The 15,116-nt window shown below is 70.2% G+C and carries 20 protein-coding genes and 1 riboswitch; of the genes, 11 read left to right on the top strand and 9 right to left on the bottom strand.

Features of this window, described 5'->3' with window-relative positions:
- The first annotated feature begins 284 nt into the window (after positions 1-284).
- Together ACH442_RS03315 and ACH442_RS03320 are read left to right on the top strand one after the other, a co-directional pair.
- The gene (locus tag ACH442_RS03315; RefSeq protein WP_396120915.1) at positions 285-1,385 is read left to right on the top strand and encodes an SPFH domain-containing protein; all 1,101 of its coding nucleotides are present in this window, start codon (positions 285-287) and stop codon (positions 1,383-1,385) included.
- Between the two features lies 1 nt (position 1,386).
- On the top strand, positions 1,387-2,463 hold the full coding sequence (locus ACH442_RS03320; RefSeq protein WP_396120916.1) for a hypothetical protein: 1,077 nt from the start codon (positions 1,387-1,389) through the stop codon (positions 2,461-2,463).
- On the opposite strand, the gene dusB is transcribed toward ACH442_RS03320, so the two are convergent.
- Together dusB and ACH442_RS03330 are read right to left on the bottom strand one after the other, a co-directional pair.
- Positions 2,460-3,632 (bottom strand): tRNA dihydrouridine synthase DusB, encoded by a 1,173-nt coding sequence (gene dusB / locus ACH442_RS03325; RefSeq protein ID WP_396120917.1) that lies wholly within the window; start codon positions 3,630-3,632, stop codon positions 2,460-2,462. The two genes, ACH442_RS03320 and dusB, sit on opposite strands and share 4 nt — an antisense overlap.
- An 11-nt stretch (positions 3,633-3,643) precedes the next feature.
- Positions 3,644-3,973 carry a hypothetical protein gene (locus ACH442_RS03330; RefSeq protein ID WP_396120918.1) on the bottom strand — a complete coding sequence of 110 codons (330 nt, stop codon included), beginning with the start codon at positions 3,971-3,973 and terminating at the stop codon, positions 3,644-3,646.
- Between the two features lie 143 nt (positions 3,974-4,116).
- Here ACH442_RS03330 and ACH442_RS03335 point away from each other — a divergent pair, with 143 nt between their 5' ends.
- A complete protein-coding gene (locus ACH442_RS03335) occupies positions 4,117-4,599 on the top strand; it encodes an XdhC family protein (RefSeq protein WP_396120919.1) in 483 nt (160 codons plus the stop codon).
- Here ACH442_RS03335 and ACH442_RS03340 read toward each other — a convergent pair.
- From ACH442_RS03340 to ACH442_RS03360, 5 genes are all read right to left on the bottom strand, one after another.
- Positions 4,596-5,855, bottom strand: a complete 1,260-nt coding sequence (locus ACH442_RS03340) for a hypothetical protein (RefSeq protein WP_396120920.1) — start codon at positions 5,853-5,855, stop codon at positions 4,596-4,598. The two genes, ACH442_RS03335 and ACH442_RS03340, sit on opposite strands and share 4 nt — an antisense overlap.
- A gap of 17 nt (positions 5,856-5,872) precedes the next feature.
- Positions 5,873-6,103, bottom strand: a complete 231-nt coding sequence (locus ACH442_RS03345) for a hypothetical protein (protein ID WP_396120921.1) — start codon at positions 6,101-6,103, stop codon at positions 5,873-5,875.
- A 236-nt stretch (positions 6,104-6,339) separates the two neighbouring features.
- Entirely contained in the window at positions 6,340-7,713 is a 1,374-nt protein-coding gene (locus tag ACH442_RS03350; protein ID WP_396120922.1) for a glycine--tRNA ligase, read from the bottom strand.
- A 63-nt stretch (positions 7,714-7,776) separates the two neighbouring features.
- Positions 7,777-8,319 (bottom strand): hypothetical protein, encoded by a 543-nt coding sequence (locus ACH442_RS03355; protein ID WP_396120923.1) that lies wholly within the window; start codon positions 8,317-8,319, stop codon positions 7,777-7,779.
- A gap of 16 nt (positions 8,320-8,335) precedes the next feature.
- The gene (locus ACH442_RS03360; RefSeq protein ID WP_396120924.1) at positions 8,336-8,677 is read right to left on the bottom strand and encodes an antibiotic biosynthesis monooxygenase; all 342 of its coding nucleotides are present in this window, start codon (positions 8,675-8,677) and stop codon (positions 8,336-8,338) included.
- Between the two features lie 34 nt (positions 8,678-8,711).
- Here ACH442_RS03360 and ACH442_RS03365 point away from each other — a divergent pair, with 34 nt between their 5' ends.
- From ACH442_RS03365 to ACH442_RS03395, 7 genes are all read left to right on the top strand, one after another.
- On the top strand, positions 8,712-8,966 hold the full coding sequence (locus ACH442_RS03365) for a DUF6703 family protein (RefSeq protein WP_396120925.1): 255 nt from the start codon (positions 8,712-8,714) through the stop codon (positions 8,964-8,966).
- A 49-nt stretch (positions 8,967-9,015) separates the two neighbouring features.
- Positions 9,016-9,918, top strand: a complete 903-nt coding sequence (locus ACH442_RS03370) for a metal ABC transporter substrate-binding protein (RefSeq protein ID WP_396120926.1) — start codon at positions 9,016-9,018, stop codon at positions 9,916-9,918.
- Positions 9,915-10,697, top strand: coding sequence for a metal ABC transporter ATP-binding protein (locus tag ACH442_RS03375; protein WP_396120927.1), 783 nt, complete (start codon positions 9,915-9,917; stop codon positions 10,695-10,697). The genes ACH442_RS03370 and ACH442_RS03375 overlap by 4 nt, the downstream gene beginning before the upstream one ends.
- Before the next feature lies 1 nt (position 10,698).
- Positions 10,699-11,559 (top strand): metal ABC transporter permease, encoded by an 861-nt coding sequence (locus ACH442_RS03380; protein WP_396120928.1) that lies wholly within the window; start codon positions 10,699-10,701, stop codon positions 11,557-11,559.
- A complete protein-coding gene (locus ACH442_RS03385) occupies positions 11,552-11,857 on the top strand; it encodes an ArsR/SmtB family transcription factor (protein WP_396120929.1) in 306 nt (101 codons plus the stop codon). The genes ACH442_RS03380 and ACH442_RS03385 overlap by 8 nt, the downstream gene beginning before the upstream one ends.
- Positions 11,854-12,273 (top strand): Fur family transcriptional regulator, encoded by a 420-nt coding sequence (locus ACH442_RS03390; RefSeq protein ID WP_396120930.1) that lies wholly within the window; start codon positions 11,854-11,856, stop codon positions 12,271-12,273. The genes ACH442_RS03385 and ACH442_RS03390 overlap by 4 nt, the downstream gene beginning before the upstream one ends.
- Before the next feature lie 80 nt (positions 12,274-12,353).
- Entirely contained in the window at positions 12,354-12,953 is a 600-nt protein-coding gene (locus tag ACH442_RS03395) for a hypothetical protein (RefSeq protein ID WP_396120931.1), read from the top strand.
- Here the strand turns inward: ACH442_RS03395 and ACH442_RS03400 are convergent.
- Both ACH442_RS03400 and ACH442_RS03405 read right to left on the bottom strand, forming a co-directional pair.
- A complete protein-coding gene (locus ACH442_RS03400; protein ID WP_396120932.1) occupies positions 12,943-13,479 on the bottom strand; it encodes a DUF6328 family protein in 537 nt (178 codons plus the stop codon). The two genes, ACH442_RS03395 and ACH442_RS03400, sit on opposite strands and share 11 nt — an antisense overlap.
- A gap of 31 nt (positions 13,480-13,510) precedes the next feature.
- On the bottom strand, positions 13,511-14,326 hold the full coding sequence (locus ACH442_RS03405) for an alpha/beta hydrolase (protein WP_396120933.1): 816 nt from the start codon (positions 14,324-14,326) through the stop codon (positions 13,511-13,513).
- Between the two features lie 106 nt (positions 14,327-14,432).
- Positions 14,433-14,535: riboswitch (TPP riboswitch) on the top strand.
- Between ACH442_RS03405 and ACH442_RS03410 the strand changes: the two genes are divergently transcribed.
- A complete protein-coding gene (locus ACH442_RS03410) occupies positions 14,534-15,115 on the top strand; it encodes an ECF transporter S component (protein ID WP_396120934.1) in 582 nt (193 codons plus the stop codon). (Overlaps the previous riboswitch by 2 nt.)
- The last annotated feature ends 1 nt before the right edge of the window (position 15,116 follow it).

Consider the following 15,116-nt stretch of genomic DNA (forward strand, 5'->3'; position numbering starts at 1 on the left):
ATGCGGGCCAGTTGGGGTTTTTTACCCTCGCGCCGAAAACGTTCGGGTTTGCGGGGTTTGTTTTCCGGCACTCTCGTCATCGACGGGCGAAATGCGCTGTGGTTCAGCATCAAACTCTGGCGACGGGGATCGCTGGCTGGTTTCCGGCACTCTCGGCGGCGACGGGCGACATGCGCTGTGGGCCGGCACGAAACTCTGGCGACGGCGGGATCGGGGCTGGGCGGTGGTTGGTACGGTCGTCGCCGCGGCAGCATCGGTACCAGCGCAAGGAGTCGGGAGCCGGCATGGGTCTCTGGGACAAACTCAAGGGTGAGCTGGTCGACATCATCGAGTGGCTGGACGACAGCCGCGACACGATCGTCTGGCGGTTCCCGCGGTACGAGAACGAGATCAAGATGGGCGCCAAGCTCGTCGTGCGCGAGTCACAGGTCGCCGTCTTCGTCAACGAGGGCCGGGTCGCCGACGTCTTCGGACCCGGCACCCACACGCTGACCACGCAGAATCTGCCGATCCTGGCCACGATCAAGGGCTGGAAGTACGGGTTCGAGTCGCCGTGGAAGGCCGAGGTGTACTTCGTCAACACCCGGCAGTTCACCGACCTCAAGTGGGGCACGCAGAACCCGGTGATGATGCGGGACGCCGAGTTCGGCGTGGTCCGGCTCCGGGCGTTCGGCGCGTTCACGATGCGCGTCGCCGACCCGGGCAAGCTGCTCACCGAGCTGGTCGGCACCGACCCGCAGTTCCGCACCGAGGAGGTGCAGGAGTTCCTGCGTCAGCTGGTCGTCAGCCACCTCGGCAGCGCGCTCGCCACCGCCGGGGTGCCGGCCCTGGACCTGGCGGCCAAGCAGCAGAGCATCGGGCAGACGCTGTCCGCGGTGCTCACCGACGAACTGGCCCCGTCCGGGATCGCGATCCCGCGGTTCATCATCGAGAACATCTCGCTGCCGCCCGAGGTCGAGCAGGCGCTGGACAAGCGCACCTCGATGGGCGTGGTCGGCAACCTGGACGCGTACACGAAGTTCCAGACCGCCAACGCCATCGAGGACGCCGCGAACAACCAGGGCGGGGCCGGCGAGGCGTTCGGCATCGGGCTGGGCATGGCCGCCGGGCAGCGGGCCACCCAGGCGATGAACACGCCCGCGGCGACGCCCCCCGCCGCCGGGCCTCCCCCGCTGCCGGCCGCCCAGTGGTTCGCCGCGCTCGGCGGGCAGCAGCAGGGCCCGTTCGACGCGGTCACGCTGGCCGGCCACGCCTCCTCCGGCGCGCTGACCCGGCAGACCCTGGTCTGGCGCAACGGGATGGCCGCGTGGACCCCGGCGGGCCAGGTCGCCGAGCTGAACGACGTCTTCGCCGCGGTGCCGCCGCCGCTGCCGCCGCAGGCCTGAGATGTCCCAGCCGACCCAGACGCAGTACCCGTGCTCCGGTTGTGGGGCGAACCTCGAGTTCGCTCCCGGCACCACGGTGCTGAAATGCCCCTACTGCGGGGCCGAGACCCCGGTCGGCCCGGCCGAGCGGGCGATCCGGGAGCACTCCTGGGCGCAGTTCGCCGGCCTGCCGCGCAAGCCGATCTCGGCTCTGGCGCCGCACGTCTTCACCTGCCAGGGCTGCGGGGCGGTGACGCAGAGCGACAAGATCTCGGATCGCTGCCAGTTCTGCGGGGCCGCCCTGGTCGCCGACATCAGCCCGGCCGAGCAGGTCGTGCCGGAGGCGGTGCTGCCGTTCCTGGTGGACCGGGCCGCGCTGCGGGACGCCCTGCGGGCCTGGGCGTCGTCGCGCTGGTTCGCGCCGAACAGCCTGAAACGGGTCACCGAGGCCGAGTCGTCGCACAGCTCGTACCTGCCGCACTGGACGTACGACGCGAACACCGTCTCGGAGTATGCGGGCGAGCGCGGCGAGCACTACTGGGTCACCGAGACGTACACCGAGGACGGCCAGACCAAGACCCGCCAGGTGCAGAGGACCCGGTGGTACCCGGCGCACGGCATGGTGTCCCGGTCGTTCGACGACGTGCTGGTCACCGGCACCAGCCGGGTCATGCCGAAGCACCTGGAGACGCTCGAGCCGTGGCCGCTGCCGGACGCCGAGCCGTACCGTCCGGCGTTCCTGGCCGGGCACGAGACCCTACGCTACGACGTCGAGCCGGAGAACGGGCTGGAGAGCGCCAAGTCGGTGATGGCCGGCGTGATCCGCGACGACTGTGAACGCGACATCGGCGGGGACGAGCAGCGGGTCCACTCGGTCGACACCGCCTACCACGACGTGACGTTCAAGCTGATGCTGCTGCCGGTGTGGATCGCGTGCTATCTGCACGCCGGCCGCACGTACAACGTGCTGGTCAACGGGCGGACGGCGGAGGTGGCCGGTGAGCGGCCGTACAGCAGGGCGAAGATCGCGGCGGCGGTCGTCGCGGCGCTGCTCCTGATCGCCGCGATCATTGTGCTGGTGCAGCTCAACCGCAATTAGCCGCCGGACTCGTCGGTCTCCGCGCCCTCAGGAACGGTGTCGTCGTCGCGGGAATCGAGCCAGCCGTGCGGCAGCGACACCTTGCCCGGGGCGTTGATCCGGCCGCGGGGCTGGCCCAGCGACTCGACCGGGAACGGGATCGACGGGTCCAGCCGGCCGAGCAGATCGTCGAGCTCGGTCAGCGAGGAGATCATCGCCAGGCTGCGGCGCAGGTCACCGCCGACCGGGAAACCCTTCAAGTACCACGCGACGTGCTTGCGGAAGTCGGCGCAGCCGTGCCGCTCGTCCTCCAGGGCCTCGACCAACAGCTGGGCGTGCCGGGACATGATCTTCGCGACCTCACCCAGGGCGGGCAGCACCGGCTGGTAGTCGCCGCCCTGCGTGAACGCGGCCTCCAGGTCGGCGAACAGCCACGGCCGGCCCAGGCAGCCGCGGCCGACGACCACGCCGTCGACCCCGGTGTGCGCGACCATCCGCAACGCGTCCGAACCCTCCCAGATGTCGCCGTTGCCCAGCACCGGCACGTCCAGGGCCTGTTTCAGCGTGGCGATCGCGTCCCAGTCGGCCTGACCCGAATACCGCTGCTCGGCGGTGCGCGCGTGCAACGCCACGGCGGCGACGCCCGCGTCCTGCGCGGTCAAGCCTGCCTCGACGTACGTCAAATGGTCTTGATCGATGCCTTTGCGCATCTTGATGGTGAGCGGAATGCCGAACTCGGCGGCGGCGTCGACGGCCTGCTTCACGATGCGGCCGAACAGCTTCCGCCGCCACGGCAGCGCCGACCCGCCACCACGACGGGTCACCTTCGGCACCGGGCAGCCGAAGTTCAGATCGACGTGATCGGCGAGATTGTCCTGGCCGACCATGCGGACCGCGCGGGCGGTCACGTCCGGGTCCACGCCGTAGAGCTGCAGGCTGCGGAAACCCTCGTCCTCGGCGAACGTGATCATCTTCAGCGTCTTGGGGATCCGCTCGACCAGCGCCCGGGTCGTGATCATCTCGCAGACGTAGACACCGCCGCCCTGCTCACGGCAGAGCCGCCGGAACGCCACGTTGGTGATCCCGGCCATCGGGGCGAGGACGACAGGCGGGTTGACGGCGTGGTTGCCGAGCTTGAGCGGTGCGGTCACGCGCTCTAGGGTGACACGCCCAGCCCGGCAACCTCGCATCGCCCGCTCGGTTACTGCCGGCTGCCCCGCTCGATCAGCGTGTCCAGCATCCCGGCGATCCGCTCCATCCCCGTCTTGACGAGACCCAGATCCGTCTTGACGAGACCCAGGTCGACTTCCAGCCGAGTCAGCCGGGCGGTGTGGTCGTCGTGCATCGCGGTGTGCTTGGCGAGAGTCGCGGTCTGGTCAGCTTGATTCAGGTGGATGGCCTGCAGAAGGCTGTCCTGCGCCTGCAACTTCAGAAAAATGTTGGACAGCTCCTGATCATGGATGACGCGGAGATGCTCCTGCTCGTCCATGCGCGCCTCCAGTCGGGTAACGCGGGCTTCCAGGGTGGGCACCGATGCCTCCGAAGGGTGAGGGTAGCCGGTCGAACGACCGGCGAGGGGTGGTCGACACTCCGGAGGACTATAGGCGCGGGGCAAGTTGTCCGGCGTCACCTGAACGGGTGCATGATCTGCGGGGATCTGACAGAGTCGACCACGTGACTGAGCAGATGAGTCCGCGCAGGCTGGTCGCCGTTTTCGCGTCCCCCACCGCGGAGATGCTGGCCCGGTTCGGGATCGAGCTGGGCTTCCAGGTGGTGCTCGTCGAGCCGGATCCGACCCAGCTCCAGGGCCCGCCCCGGGCGCACGGTGATCGGACGGTCAGCGACCTCCGGGCCGCCGAGCCGGACGAGCACACCGACGTCCTGCTGACCGACCATCACCGGCCGGAGATCGGGACGCTGCTGCGTGAGGCGCTGGCCGGTCGGTCCCGGTGGATCGGCATCGTCGGCAACCCGCGTCACGAAGGGCCGCACGTGGCGGCCCTTCGTGATCTCGGCGTGCCGGCCGAGCAGATCGCCCGGGTGCACCGCCCGGTCGGCCTGAACATCGGCAGCCGCACTCCCACGGAGATCGCGGTGGCGGTGCTGGCCGGCCTGATCGCCGACCGGAACGGCCGGCCGGGCGGTTTCGCGTTCTAGGGAACGCTGATGTTGAAGGTGATGCGGTTGTCGCCCTCGGTCAGGCCCCACAGCCGCGGCGCCGACCCGTTGTACGACGGCTGGTACGACAGGTTCTCCAGCCCGCCGTAGACCTGCGCCTGCTGGTGCGGCGCCTGGTCGGGCACCGCCTTGTGGATGCACGTCCCGGTGCCGCCCGCGCAGGTCCCGGAGATGTACCAGTTCGTCCCGTCGCTGGCCACGCCCTGCATGTGCCAGATCGGCGACACGAAGGCCTCGTCGGCGTGCACTTTGCCGTCCGCGCTGAGCAGCGGCAGCGCGGTCGCCGAGCTCATCGGCCAGCGGATGGCGCGCCCACCGGCCGCGTCGCTGCCCACGTATTCGGCCGAGACCATCGAGTCGCGGTTGCTGCCGCGGCGGTCGAGGCTGATCGCGTTGAGGCAGGGGCGGACGCCGGTGATCGACGAGCATCCGACGTACCCGCCGGTCGGTGTGTACTCCGGGTAGTACTCGCCGATCTGCGGGAGCACGTACCGATGCCAGCGGCCGCTGGGCGCCTTCGACCCGTCCGCGCCGAAGCCGACCTCCTCCTCGGAGCGGGTCATGGCCCAGAGGTGACGCAGGCTGAACGCGTGCAGCCGGCCGCCGTCGGCGACGAGCAGCGTGTTGCCGTACCAGACGACGCCGTCGGCGTGGTTCCAGTCGAAGGTCCGGAAGTTGTCCACCCCGCCGGTGCTGTCCGGGACGACGAGCAGCACGTCACGGAATTTGAGCTTGGCCGTGCTGGTGTAGTCGACGAACGTCAGGCGGGAGAACGCGTTGCTGTCCTGGGGGCCGTGCCAGCTGGCCACGGTGATCTTCCGGTTCTCCCAGATCAGGTTCGGCTGGGCGTCCCAGGAGCCGGTGATGCCCTGCGGGCGCCAGGTCGAGGCCCAGTCGTCGTCATCGGCGTCCCAGCAGAAGCCGACCGGGTTCAGCGTCGACACGATGCCGCTGCTGTGGCAGAGGCCCCAGGCCGGGGTGAAGTCCTGCGGGCCGTCGAGGGCCGCGCTCAGGGACGCCGCCGGGGTGACTTTCCCACTGGCCTCGATCCGGCTGACGATGTCGCCGTAACGCTGGAAGCTGTCGGCCGGGTCGAGCACGAACGACGACGCGTCGATGTGCGCGAACGCGGCCGCGGCTTCCGCCCGGCCGGGGCTCAGCGCCACCGTGGTCGCGCCGATGAGCACCGACGCCACCGCGGCCAGCAGGCGCCGCCCCCGAGAACTCTGTGTCATGTACGAACCCTTCCGCATCAGGCGAGTGCCTTGGTGATCCCCACGATCGGGGCGTGACCGGAGTCGCCGTCCGGTGTGGACGAGGCCGACATGTCCCGGTAACCGGTCGTCAGGACGTCGCACGCGGCGAACCCGGCGCCGGTGAACAGGTAGTCGATCTTTCCGGAGTCGGCGCCGCCGATCGTCGGCTCACGGACCGGCAGCCCCGGGACCGGCCGCACCGGAACCAAAATTCGATCGATCTCCACAGATCGCCAAGCATAGAGAAGCCGGGCACCCCACAGGGGCCACCCGGCTCCAGCTCCTACACCGCAACCACAACGCATTTCGCCCGTCGTTGCCGAGAGTGCCGAAAAACAACCAGCGAAGCGCAGTTGTTTTTCGGTGCTCTCGGCAACGACTCAAAGGGGCGAAATGCCGCCGGAGCGAAGCGGAGGCAATTCAGTACAGCGGAGGCAATTCAGTACAGCGGAGGCAATCAAGTTCAGTAGAGCCGCTTGATCAGGTAGTCCTCGATCTGGTCGAGCGAGACCCGCTCCTGCTTCATGGTGTCGCGGTCCCGCACGGTGACCGCGTTGTCGGTCAGCGTGTCGAAGTCGACGGTGACGCAGAACGGCGTGCCGATCTCGTCCTGCCGGCGGTAGCGCCGGCCGATCGCCTGCGAGTCGTCGAACTCGACGATCCAGCGCTTGCGCAGGTTCGCGGAGAGTTCACGGGCCTTCGGCGACAGCTCCGGGTTGCGCGACAGCGGCAGGACCGCCACCTTGACCGGGGCCAGGCGCGGGTCGAACCGCATGACGGTGCGCTTGTCGACGCCACCCTTGGTGTTCGGGGCCTCGTCCTCGTCGTACGCCTCGAGCAGGAACGCCAGCACCGCGCGGGTCAGACCGGCGGCCGGCTCGATCACGTACGGCGTCCAGCGCTCCTGCTTCTCCTGGTCGAAGTAGGACAGGTCGACCCCGGAGTGCTTGGAGTGCGTGGACAGGTCGAAGTCGGTCCGGTTCGCGATGCCTTCGAGCTCGGCGAACTCGGTGCCGCCGAACTGGAAGCGGTACTCGATGTCGACGGTCCGCTTCGAGTAGTGCGACAGCTTCTCCTTCGGGTGCTCGTAGAAGCGCAGGTTGCTCTCCGAGAGACCCAGGTCGCGGTACCAGTTCCAGCGCTGCTGCAGCCAGTACTCGTGCCATTCCTCGTCGCTGCCGGGCGCGACGAAGAACTCCATCTCCATCTGCTCGAACTCGCGCGTGCGGAAGATGAAGTTGCCCGGCGTGATCTCGTTGCGGAAGCTCTTGCCGACCTGCGCGATGCCGAACGGCGGCTTCTTGCGGGCCGCGGTCGCCACGTTCTGGTAGTTCACGAAGATGCCCTGGGCGGTCTCCGGCCGCAGGTAGTGCATGCCCTCGGCGCTCTCGGTCGGGCCGAGGAACGTCTTCATCAGGCCGTTGAACATCTTCGGCTCGGTGAAGGTGCCCTTGTTGCCGCAGTTCGGGCAGTTCAGCTCCTGCAGCGACGACGGCAGCGAGCCGTGCTTCGCCTCGTAGGCCTCTTCGAGGTGGTCGGCCCGGTAGCGCTTGTGGCAGGACTGGCACTCGGTCAGCGGGTCGACGAACGCGTCGAGGTGACCGGAGGCGGCCCACACGTCCTTGGACAGGATGACCGCGGAGTCCAGGCCGACGATGTCGTCGCGCTGCTGGACCATGGTCCGCCACCACTGCCGGCGGACGTTCTCCTTCAGTTCGACGCCCAGCGGACCGTAGTCCCAGGCCGAGCGGGTTCCTCCGTAGATCTCGCTGGAGGGAAAGACGAAGCCCCGGCGCTTGGCAAGGCTGACAACGGAATCGATGCGGTCGGCAGGCATGGGTCTCCTACGCCGGCTGGGTGTCGGCGGGGGTATCGGAAGGTGTTGGGACGATTAGCGAGGTTACTCCCCGAGAGAGCACACCTCGAACTCGCCCGTGGTCTGGTTCTGCCCCAGCTGAGCCTCGGTGTGGTCCACGTCGCCGCCGGCGTAGGTGAGGTCGACCGGCACCTCGCCGGTCGCCAGATCAAGATCGCCGATTTCGTACGCCGTGAAGTGTTCCTCCCGCGAGACCCGCTCCTCGAACTCGTCGGCGGTCTCGCGCAACTTGGCGCTGCGGCACAACTGCCCGTACGCCCGGTCGTAGTCCCCGGCCTTGACCGCGTCGAGGTAACCCGCGACCGCGGCGTGCGCCCGCTCGTTGATCGAACCGTTCAGCGACAGCCCGAGCCCGATGATCGCGGCCAGCCCACCACCGCAGACGAGCGCGACGATGCCACCGGCGACGCCGAAGCCCAGCCCGATGCGGCGGCCGCGGCCCTCGACGGGCGGCGCCGGGAACGGCGGGTGCACGCCGGGCCCGGGTGGGGGCGGCGGGACGTAGATCCCCGGAGGGCCGGGCGGGGGCGGCGGCGCGTACTGCACGGGCGGTTGACCGTAGGTCATGCGGCAAGCCTAATCTTCAGCGCCAGGGCTCGGTGGCCCGGTCACTGCCGATGATCTCGACGGGCTCCCCGGGCCCGGCACTGGCCAGCGTCTCGAACGCCGACGGCTCGTCCAGCGAGCGCGCGAGCAGCGGAGTGGCGTGCACCTTGACGTCGAAGGCGCCCAGCGCGCGGCGGTAGGCTCCGACGGACTCCCACTCGGTCACCAGGGTCCAGCCGGAGGTGTCCTCCAGGGCCCGGGTGAGCCGGCCGGAAAGGTAACCGGGGCAGGCGGCGAGGGCAGCGAGCGCGGCGTGGGCCTGCTCGGTGAAGCCGTCCTGCGTGTCCGGCGGGACGACGAAGCGGTTGAGCACCAGCATGTGACGAGGGTACGCACTGCCGACGGGAGCCATCGTGACCACGTCCGACCCTTTCCTGCGCCGCCTGGCCCGGGTGAAGCCGACCATCGCGTTCATCGTGGCGCTGGTCCTGCTGCTGGCCGGGCTGTTCCTGCCCGGGGTGGTGGGCGCGCTGCTGCTGGCCGGGCTCGCCGCCGGGATGGCCGCGCTGACGTTCACCACCTGGCCGGTGCAGTCGCCGATCACCCGGCTGGTCCGGGTGGTGCTGCTCACTCTTCTGGTGGTCGCGGTGGTCAGCAAGGCGCTGTGAACCCATGCGCTTTTGACAATCATTGTCATTATCGACGACAGTAGGTGGCATGATGCGCCGCCTGTTGGTCTCCCTGCTCGTGCCGGCCGTCCTGGCCGGGCTCAGCGGGTGCGCCACGCAGGCGAACGCGGACGGCAAACTCCCCATCGTCGCCGCCTTCTACCCCCTGCAGTTCGTCAGCGAGCGGATCGGCGGCGACCTGGTCACGGTCACCAACCTGACCAAGCCCGGCGCCGAGCCGCACGACGTGGAGCTCAGCCCGCACCAGGTCGCCCGGATCGTGGACGCGAAGGTCGCCGTCCACCTGCGCGGTTTCCAGCCCGCGGTCGACGACGCGATCGAACAGAACGCCAAGACCCGGGGGTACGACGTCAGCAGCGCCGTGACCCTGGAACACGCCGACGAGCCGGCCGAGGAGTCGGGGCACGAGCACGGCGCCACCGACCCGCACGTCTGGCTCGACCCGACCCGCCTGGCCGCGATCGGCGACGCCGTGGCGGAACGTCTGGCCGCCGCCGACCCGGCCCACGCCACCGACTACCGGACCCGCGCCGCCGGCCTGCACCAGCAGCTCACCGAGCTGGACGGCGAATACACCGCGGCTCTCACCACGTGTCAGCGGCGCGAGCTCGTGACCAGTCACACCGCGTTCCACTACCTGGCCGAGCGCTACCACCTGACCCAGGTGGGGATCACCGGCGTCGACCCGGAGGCCGAGCCGTCACCGCGCCGGCTCGCCGGGGTCGCCGCCGACGCCCGGGCCCACGGCACCACCACCATCTTCTTCGAGACCCTGGTCAGCCCGAAGGTCGCCGAGACGATCGCGCGTGAGGTCGGCGCGAAGACCGCGGTGCTCGACCCGCTCGAAGGCCTGACCGACCCGGACGCGGACTACTTCTCGGTGATGCGGGCGAACCTCGCTTCCCTGACCACGGCATTGGGGTGCTCATGAGCGTCATCGAGGTTCGTCATCTGGCCGCCGGTTACGACGGCCGGGAGGTCCTGCGGGACGTCACCCTCACCGTCGCGCCCGGCGACGTCGTCGCGGTGCTCGGCGCCAACGGCTCCGGCAAATCCACGCTGATCCGCACGATCCTGGGCCTGGTCCCGGTCCGCCGCGGAGAGATCGACTTGTTCGGTACGCCGCAACGCAAGTTCCGGCACTGGGAACGCGTCGGCTACGTCCCGCAGCGCCTCGGCGCCGGCAGCGGCGTCCCGGCCACGGTCGGCGAGGTGGTCGCCTCCGGCCGGCTGGCCCGGCGGGGCATGTTCCGGCTGCCCGGGGCGGCCGACCGCGCCGCCGTCCACGAGGCGCTGGACGCGGTCGGGCTGCTGGGCCGGATCGGCGACCCGGTCAGCACCCTCTCCGGCGGCCAGCAGCAGCGCACCCTGATCGCCCGGGCGCTGGCCGGCAAGCCGGATCTGCTGGTGCTGGACGAGCCGACCGCCGGGGTGGACGCGGCCAGCCAGGAGGCGTTCGCCGGCGCACTGACCACGTTCGCGGCCAACGGCGGGACGATCCTGCTGGTCCTGCACGAGCTGGGGCCGCTGCGCCCGCTGATCGCGCGGGCCGTGGTGGTGCACGAGGGCCGGATCGCGCACGAGGGGGTGCCGCCGGAGCCGGCCGGGCACCACGCCGAGCCGGGCCACGACCACGTGCACCCGCACGCCGACGAGGAGAAGGCCACGATCTGCGAGTGGGCGCCGACCGAGGGGATGAAGGCGTACTGACATGGACCTGTTGACCTATCCCTTCATGCTGCGCGCGCTGGCCGGGGCGCTGATCATCGGCCTGGCCGCGCCGGCGCTCGGCGTCTATCTGGTGCAGCGGCGGCTGTCGCTGATCGGCGACGGGATCGGGCACGTGGCGCTGACCGGCGTCGGCGTCGGCCTGCTCACCGACCAGTCCCCGGTGCTCACCGCGGTGCTGGTGTCGGTGGTCGGCGCGGTCGCGGTGGAGCTGGTCCGCGAGCGCGGGCGCACCTCCGGTGACCTGGCCCTGGCCCTGCTCTTCTACGGCGGCATCGCGGGCGGCGTGGTGCTGGTCGGGCTCTCCGACGACGCCAGCAACGCGAGCCTGATGCAGTACCTGTTCGGCTCGCTGATCACCACGTCGCCGTCGGACATCGCGGTGATCGCGGGACTCGGTGCCGCGGTGCTGATCGCGATGCTGGTGTTCCGGCCGGCGCTGTTCGCGCTCTGCAACGACGAGGAGTACGCGCGGGTCAGTGGGCTCCCGGTCCGTACGCTCAATCTGCTTCTCGCCGTGACGACCGCGGTCACCGTGACCATCGCGATGCGCACCGTCGGACTGCTCCTGGTCTCGGCCCTGATGGTGGTCCCGGTCGCCGCCGCGCAGCAGCTCACCCGGGGATTCCGGTCGACGATGGCGGTGGCGATGCTGATCGGCGTCTGCGCGGCCGGGGCCGGGGTGGTGCTCTCCGGCGAGATCGACACCGCCCCGGGCGCCACCACGGTCCTGATCGCGCTCGCCGCGTTCCTGCTCACCACCGCGGCCGGCGCGATCTGGCAGCGCCGCCGCGCCGCACCGGCCGCCCACGTCGAACCCCCGGATGTGGTTCTGCATGCTTGAGAAGACAAGCGGTTACGAAGCCTACGAGGCCGCCGGCGCGCTCCTGCGGGCGTTGTCCGCCCCGATCCGGATCGCCATCGTGGCCGAACTCGGCGAGGGCGAACGCTGCGTGCACGATCTGGTCTCGCAACTCGGAGCCCCGCAACCACTGGTCTCGCAGCACCTGAGGGTGTTACGTGGAGCCGGCGTGGTGCGAGGTGTCCGGCGTGGGCGCGAGATCGCATACTCCCTGGTGGACGAACACATCGCGCACATCGTCGCGGATGCCGTCAGCCACGCGAGGGAGAGTCGGCCGTGAACCCGGAAAGCAGTGCCCAGCGCAACACCAAGCAGCGCAGCGCAGTGCGTGACGTGCTCGCCGGGACCGAGGGCTTCCACAGCGCCCAGGACCTGCACGCGATGCTGCGGGACCGGGGCGAGCGGGTCGGCCTGACCACGGTGTACCGGACGTTGCAGGGTCTCGCCGACACCGGTGAGGTGGACGTGATGCGCCCGCCCGGCGGTGAGCACCTCTACCGCCGGTGCAGCCAGGGTCACCATCACCACCTGGTGTGCCGGCCCTGCGGGCGGACCGTCGAGGTGCTCGGCCCGGCTGTCGAGTCGTGGGCCGAGAAGGTGGCCGGTGAGCACGGTTTCGTCGACGTCGCCCACACCCTGGAGATCTTCGGGACGTGCCAGGAATGCGCGGCGAAGGCGTGCACGGGCGACGACTGAGCCCCGGCTGAGGGACACCCGGATGCGGGCCGCAGCGCCGGGTGGAAGGCTGAACAGTTGTGAAGCTCTATGCGGACCGTATGCCCACTCTTGTACGCCAACTGGTCACTGACGTTCTCGTCGTCGTCTGGGTCTACCTCTGGATCCGCGTCGCGATCTGGGTTCACGACACGGTCGAGCTGCTGGCCGTTCCCGGTCAGAAGCTGGAGAGCGCCGGCGGTGGCATCGCCGACAACCTGGCCGACGCGGGCGGCAAGGTCGGCCGGGTCCCACTCGTCGGGGACCAGCTCGTCAAGCCCTTCAACGGGGCCGCCGACGCGGCCCGCTCGCTGGCCGACGCCGGCCACCAGCAACAGGATCTGGTCGACAAACTGGCGCTGATCCTGCCGCTGATGGCGATCGCGGTGCCGCTCGCCCTGGTGCTGTTCCTCTGGTTGCCGCTGCGGCTGCGCTGGATCCGGCGGGCCTCGACCGCGCTGGCGGTCCGCGAACAGGCCGCAGGCAAGGACCTGCTGGCGCTGCGGGCCCTCGCCTCCCAGCCGTTGAGCGACCTGGCCAAGCTCGGCCCGGATATCGCGCAGAGCTGGCGGGCCGGGGATGCGGCCGCCGTCGACGCCCTGGCCGAGCTGGAGCTCAAGCGGCTCGGCCTGCGCAAGGCCCGGGCCGGCCTCAGGAGTTGACCGGTGCGTCGGCCGGCGCGTCGTCGAGCACGAACCCGTCCTTGTCGCCGTCCTCGGCCCAGTTGCGATGGGTCACCGGCAGGATCGCCCAGAACGTCAGGAACCAGCCGGCGGCGACCACGGTCAGCACCACCGCCCACCGCGCGTGCAGGACGTAATCGGTGATCAGCAGGACGCTGCTGACCATCGACACCAGCATGCAGGCCAGCCCGCCGGTGGCCATCCGATGCGAGTACCGGACCAGTTCCGGTTTGCGGCCCTGGCGGAACAGCGCCCGGTGGAACGCGACCGGCGAGATGATCAGCGCGGTCGCGAAGGCCGCGCTGATCAGCGCCACCATGTAGACGTCCTTCTGGAACGCGGTGGCTTTCGGGAAGCCGCTGGAGAACGGCAGGGTCAGCAGGAAGGCGAAGAGGATCTGCACTCCGGTCTGCGCCACGCGCAGCTCCTGGAGCAGGTCGGCGAAGTTGCGGTCCCAGCGTTGTTTCTCGGTCTCCTGCGGAGAACGTGATTTCTCGGAGGCCATGGTGGCAAGGCGTTCCCCGCCCGGCCCATGGTCAAACGCCGATGCGTGCCAGGATCGCGTCGGCGAGCTCCCGTGGTGCCTGCTCGGGCACCCAGTGACTGACCCCGCGCATCGCGACCAGCTGGTAGTCGGCGCTCACCCAGTCCGCGGTCCGCAGCGCGGCGGTCAGCCCGACCACCCCGTCCCCGTCGGTCCAGACGTACGTCGTCGGCACGGTGATCTGCCCCAGGCCGGCGACGTCCTCGCTGCGGTACGCCCGGTACCAGTTCAGCGCCGTCGTCAGCCGCCCCGGCTCACGCATCGCCTTGACGTAGAGGTCGGCGCGCGACCCGATCGCCCCGAGCATCCGGCGCATCACCAGCGCACCACCGCCGAGCAGCAGTCTCTCCGCGATCGCACTGCGGAACACCGCGAAGTAGGCGAGGCGGGCCTGCTGCGACGGCCGGACCCGCAGCGCCAGCAGCATCGCCCGGGGGTGCGGGACGGAGACCGCGGTCAGCGTGCGCACCCGCTCCGGGTGCCGGCCGGCGAGCAGCCAGCCGACCTGTGCGCCCCAGTCGTGGCCGACCACGTGCGCGGACTCGAGGCCGAGCGCGTCGAGAACGGCCACGGCGTCGGCGACGGGCTCGCCGATCCGGTACGACGCGACGCCGGACGGGCGGGCGCCGGGTGAGTAGCCGCGCTGGTCCAGGGCGTACGTCCGGAGGCCGGCCGCGTGCAGGCGCGGCAGCAGGAGGTCGAACTCCCGGCGGTCCTGCGGGAACCCGTGCAGCAGCAGCACCGGCTGCCCGTCGGAGGGTCCCCCTTCGGCCACTTCGAACGTCAGCCCCCGGGCCTTGACCTCCATGTGCGCTCCTCCTGGTGCCGATGTGACAACTGGGTGTTAGCGTCATCGAAGCACATGCACCGGGGTCTTCCCGTGACGCGTCGACGAAGGCGAGTCGCGAGGGGATCTCGTCCGGCAGGGGAGCGCGCAGCGCTGAGAGTGCGGTTCGACCGCAGACCCTCGTACCTGATCTGGGTAATGCCAGCGCAGGAAGCTCGGGAGGAATCCGTGAGAAGCAGCAGTTGGCGCACGATCGACATCGTGATCGCCGCGGTCATCGCCGTCGCGTTCGGCGTGATCTTCTGGGCCTGGGACGCCGTCTGGGCCGCCACCGAGAACGCGTTCCTCTTCTTCCCGCCCGCGCAGACCGTCCTCTACGGGATGTGGCTGCTGCCGGCCGTGCTGAGCGCGCTGATCATCCGCAAGCCGGGCGCCGCGTTCTTCACCGAGACGGTCGCCGCGATCATCTCGGCGCTGCTCGGTAACAAGTGGGGCGCCACGGTGATCTTCCAGGGTGCGGCGCAGGGGCTGGGGGCCGAGCTCGCGTTCGCGCTGTTCCGCTACCGGCGCTTCACGCTGCCGGTCGGTCTGCTCTCGGGCGCGCTGGCCGGGGTGGTGGCGGCGGTCTTCGACTGGTTCGTCTGGACCTACGCCTACGACCTGTGGAGCTACCGCGTGCCGTACGCGCTGATCACCGTCGCCAGCGCCGCGGTGCTCGCCGGCGGCGGCGCGTGGCTGCTGGTCCGCGCCCTGGCCCCGACCGGCGTCCTCGACCGGTTCCCGGCCGGCCGGGAGCGGGCCCTGATCTAGC

It is taken from the genome of Actinoplanes sp. NPDC020271 (assembly GCF_044388125.1).
In the GTDB taxonomy this organism is placed as follows: domain Bacteria; phylum Actinomycetota; class Actinomycetes; order Mycobacteriales; family Micromonosporaceae; genus Actinoplanes.

Bases quoted from the DNA above. Each gene is read 5' to 3' on its own strand.
- ACH442_RS03355 (WP_396120923.1), bottom strand. From the start codon at position 8,319: ATGACCTACGGTCAACCGCCCGTGCAGTACGCGCCGCCGCCCCCGCCC.
- ACH442_RS03370 (WP_396120926.1), top strand. From the start codon at position 9,016: ATGATGCGCCGCCTGTTGGTCTCCCTGCTCGTGCCGGCCGTCCTGGCC.
- dusB (WP_396120917.1), bottom strand. From the start codon at position 3,632: ATGCGAGGTTGCCGGGCTGGGCGTGTCACCCTAGAGCGCGTGACCGCA.
- ACH442_RS03385 (WP_396120929.1), top strand. From the start codon at position 11,552: ATGCTTGAGAAGACAAGCGGTTACGAAGCCTACGAGGCCGCCGGCGCG.
- ACH442_RS03380 (WP_396120928.1), top strand. From the start codon at position 10,699: ATGGACCTGTTGACCTATCCCTTCATGCTGCGCGCGCTGGCCGGGGCG.
- ACH442_RS03320 (WP_396120916.1), top strand. From the start codon at position 1,387: ATGTCCCAGCCGACCCAGACGCAGTACCCGTGCTCCGGTTGTGGGGCG.
- ACH442_RS03375 (WP_396120927.1), top strand. From the start codon at position 9,915: ATGAGCGTCATCGAGGTTCGTCATCTGGCCGCCGGTTACGACGGCCGG.
- ACH442_RS03395 (WP_396120931.1), top strand. From the start codon at position 12,354: ATGCCCACTCTTGTACGCCAACTGGTCACTGACGTTCTCGTCGTCGTC.
- ACH442_RS03340 (WP_396120920.1), bottom strand. From the start codon at position 5,855: ATGACACAGAGTTCTCGGGGGCGGCGCCTGCTGGCCGCGGTGGCGTCG.
- ACH442_RS03360 (WP_396120924.1), bottom strand. From the start codon at position 8,677: ATGCTGGTGCTCAACCGCTTCGTCGTCCCGCCGGACACGCAGGACGGC.
- ACH442_RS03315 (WP_396120915.1), top strand. From the start codon at position 285: ATGGGTCTCTGGGACAAACTCAAGGGTGAGCTGGTCGACATCATCGAG.
- ACH442_RS03350 (WP_396120922.1), bottom strand. From the start codon at position 7,713: ATGCCTGCCGACCGCATCGATTCCGTTGTCAGCCTTGCCAAGCGCCGG.
- ACH442_RS03400 (WP_396120932.1), bottom strand. From the start codon at position 13,479: ATGGCCTCCGAGAAATCACGTTCTCCGCAGGAGACCGAGAAACAACGC.
- ACH442_RS03405 (WP_396120933.1), bottom strand. From the start codon at position 14,326: ATGGAGGTCAAGGCCCGGGGGCTGACGTTCGAAGTGGCCGAAGGGGGA.